The 3,335-nt window shown below is 71.7% G+C and carries 4 protein-coding genes; all 4 read right to left on the bottom strand.

Annotated features, from left to right (window positions below; all coding sequences use genetic code 11):
* The coding region (locus tag Q0588_RS06745) for a substrate-binding domain-containing protein (RefSeq protein ID WP_298744919.1) at positions 1-634 on the bottom strand (634 nt) is incomplete at its 3' end.
* A gap of 115 nt (positions 635-749) precedes the next feature.
* Positions 750-1,820: a hypothetical protein gene (locus Q0588_RS06740; protein WP_298744917.1), complete on the bottom strand. Its 1,071-nt coding sequence runs from the start codon at positions 1,818-1,820 to the stop codon at positions 750-752.
* A gap of 89 nt (positions 1,821-1,909) precedes the next feature.
* Positions 1,910-2,704: a sulfite exporter TauE/SafE family protein gene (locus tag Q0588_RS06735; RefSeq protein WP_298744915.1), complete on the bottom strand. Its 795-nt coding sequence runs from the start codon at positions 2,702-2,704 to the stop codon at positions 1,910-1,912.
* A gap of 31 nt (positions 2,705-2,735) precedes the next feature.
* Positions 2,736-3,155, bottom strand: coding sequence for a TIGR01244 family sulfur transferase (locus Q0588_RS06730; protein ID WP_298744913.1), 420 nt, complete (start codon positions 3,153-3,155; stop codon positions 2,736-2,738).
* Positions 3,156-3,335 lie beyond the last annotated feature (180 nt).

Raw genomic sequence — 3,335 nt, 5'->3', positions numbered from 1 at the left:
AGATCCGGTAGGGCTCCTCGACCTCGACCAGATCCGCCACCTCCGGATTGGCCACCTGCCAGATGTTCCAGATGATCCAGGCGTCCAGGCTGGGGTCGGCGATCCAGGCCGCCCTGGCCTCGGCGCTGTTGGCGGAGAACACGGCGATGTTCTTTCTCAGGGCGCGCACGCTGCGGATGTCGCCCGCGCGTCCGGCCATGTCCTCCCACAGTCCGTCCTGTCCCGCGCCATTGACCACCACGATGCGATGGCCGGGTTCGAACAGGTCGGCCAACCCCTCGATTCCGCCGGGGTTGCCCGGACGGACCAAGATCGCCGCCCGGCGCAGATAGAGGGGCTCGACCTCGGCGGCGTCAATACGGCCTTCCATGGCCGTCACGAAGTCGGTCATCATGGTCTCCGAGCCGCTGAAGACCACGTCCGCATCCAGTTTGGCGTCCGCCAGCCACTGCGGCGTCGGACCGGCGACGACGGTCACCTCGCGTCCGTGCATCCTCGCATAGGTCTCGGCGGCCTCGCGCATCGCCGGGGCGGGGCCGCCGGGCCCGTAGACACGCAGCGGGTCGGCCAGGGCGGCCGTGGCCCAGAGCAGCGACGCGAGGGCGACGCCGACGATCAGGGTATGCGACTTCATGGGGCGGTCCTCCTTGATGGCGTCAGGCCGACGCGACGCGATCCGGCACGGCCTCAACGAACGGCGGGTCGCCTTGATCCGCCGGTCGCGCCGCCGCCAGGTTCGCCAGGCCGGCTCATCCGCCCTCGACGAGGAAGTCCGCGCCGACCGGCCGATCCAGGACCTCGCCCAGCCAGGCCCGCAGATCGGGCCCGAGCGCCGGATCCGGGCGCACCGCGCGGTAGACCAGATCGCCCTCCTGGAGCGCGCGCGCGAGCAGCGGGGCGGAGAAGCCGCCGGCGCCGACCGGGTCGAAATGCCGCCCATAGCCGGCCGCGACCAGCGGCGCGTAACGCTGCGGATCGGCGGTGAGCCGCTCGGCGGCGTCGTGGTAGGCCCGGACGACGGCATCGAGTTGCCGGCGCTTCTCGGGCGCCCCCAGGACCGTGTCCGAAACATGCAGGCCGCCGAGCGGCAATTGATTGGCGGGGAAGGCGGGGAACCCCGAAAAGATCGTCTGCAGGTCCAGGGCCGTGAACGGCGCCGCCGGCCCGGCCGTCATCGGCGCCCTTGATCGCGCGACGAGGCCGGTGCTGCCCGGACTGGGCACGGTGATGGCGGCGGCCCGGCCCGACATCATGCGCTCCATGCCCGACCTGATCGGCAGATACTCCACCTGGAGCTCATTGACAGGGTCGACGCCCTGACGCCGGGCGGCCGCCTGGAAGATCAGGTCTCCGCCGCCGCCCCTGCCGGATCCGACCGGGCCGCTGACGATGGTGGTCCGTCCCTTCAGATCCTGGAAACCTCGCACCCCGGCGGCCGCGACCAGGAAGAAGCCCCGCCAGGTGGTCAGGGTATGCAGCCGAAGGTCGGGAACGGCTCCGGACAGCCGCTTCCCGGCCGCGACATAGGTCATGGCCAGCATCCCGTCCGCCTGACCCGCGGCGAACAGGGCGTCGGCGTCCCGCGACTCGGCGATCGGCAGCAGTCTCACCGGCAGGGAGGGATCGAGGCTCATCGCCAAAATCAGCGGAAACACATGGGGATTGGGGGCCGTCGCGATGCCCAGCCCCGGCGCGGACCCGGGATCCGCCGCCGGCATCCCGGCGCAGGCCGCCGCGCTCGCCGCGACGCCGACCGCCAGGAACCGTCGCCGGTCGAGGCGGGTCGTGAACTCTCTGGCGCCGTCAACCCACCGTGTCATCCGGCGTTTCCTTTGGTGATTGGGCCTCACCCGGAGCACCCGGGACTTACGCCAGGCTTAAGAGCCTCCGGTCATCTGAAAAACACCGGTCAGATAAACCCGAGCGCCGCGGCGCTTCGGTAGAGCATGTAGACGGCCACGACGAAGATCAGCGCCGCGAACACCGAGTTCAGGGCCCCCTTCCTGCCGGAGAGATGCCGGGCGAGACGCGAGCCGAACAGACCTCCGGCCACGCCGCCGCCGACGAAGACGAGGGCCAGCGGCCAGTCGACCCAGCCGGACAGGGCGTAGTTGAACGCCGTGGTCAGGCCGAAGGCGGTCACCCCGACCAGGGACGAGCCGACGGCGTGGTAGATCGGCATGCGGGTCGCCCAGATCAGGCCGGGCACGATCAGGAATCCGCCGCCGATGCCGAAGAAGCCGGACAGGACGCCGGTCGCCGCGCCGGCCCCGATCAATTTGGGAGCGTTCCCCCGGGTCAGGCCGACCGTCGCGTCCCCCGTCGCCGACCGGCCGCGCAGCATCAGCGCCCCGACCACCAGCATCAGCACCGCGAACAGGGCCAGCAGCCTCTGCCCGTCCACGGCCTTGCCGAGGGTGGAGCCGATCAGCGCGCCGACCACGCCGGCGCCGGCGAACAGGCCGGCGATCTTCCATTTCACCGTGCCGCCGCGCGCATGGTTGGCCAGGTTGGCGGCGGCGTTGGCGGCGACCGCGAACGCGCTGGTGCCGATGGCCAGATGCGGATCCTCGACGCCCACCAGATAGACGATCAGCGGCACCGCCAGGATCGATCCGCCGCCGCCGACCAGGCCGAGCGAGAAGCCCACGATCGAGCCGGTGGCGGCGCCGAGGATGTATTGAACCAGGCTGGGCGCGGTCACGGCCGGGGCGTCCGCGCCGCCGGCTCCGGCATCAGCCCCGCCCCTCGAGGCGCGGCCGGAGGCCGCCCAGATCGAGGCCCGCGCTCCGGGCGGCCGCGATCAGCTCGTCGGCCGGCCGCTTCCCGCTGCAGGCCAGCGCCCAGAGCATCGTCGTACGCGCGCCCGAGCGGCAGAAGCCCAGGATCGGGCCGGGCAGATTCTCGAGGGCCGCCTTGAAGGCCGCCACCTGGGCCTCTCCGATGGCGCCGCCGACCACCGGAATATGGCGAAACTCGAGACCGGCGGCCTCGGCCGCGGCGGCGATCTCGGCGGCCGCGGGCTGCCCGGGCGCCTCGCCGTCGGGGCGGTTGGAGATGACGGAGCGATAGCCGCGGGCGGCGAGGGACGGCAGTTCCGCCGGACTCAGCTGCGGCGAGATCGAGAGGGTTTCATCGAGCGGGCGAATGTTCATGACGGTTTTCTCCTGGGCCGGATGGCGGCGGCGAGGGCGGCGGCGCCTTGCGGCGTCCGTCGTTCAACCCGGGCTGACCGGGAAATGGTTGGCGGGAATGCGGAAGAACACACGACCGTCGGCCTCCGCCTCGGGCAGGACGCCGCCGCGGATGTTCACCTGAAGGGCGTAGAGCATCAG

The organism is uncultured Brevundimonas sp. (assembly GCF_937870815.1).
GTDB lineage: Bacteria > Pseudomonadota > Alphaproteobacteria > Caulobacterales > Caulobacteraceae > Brevundimonas.
Note: the sequence above shows the minus strand (reverse complement) of the source record. Positions and strands in the feature narration are given on the sequence as shown.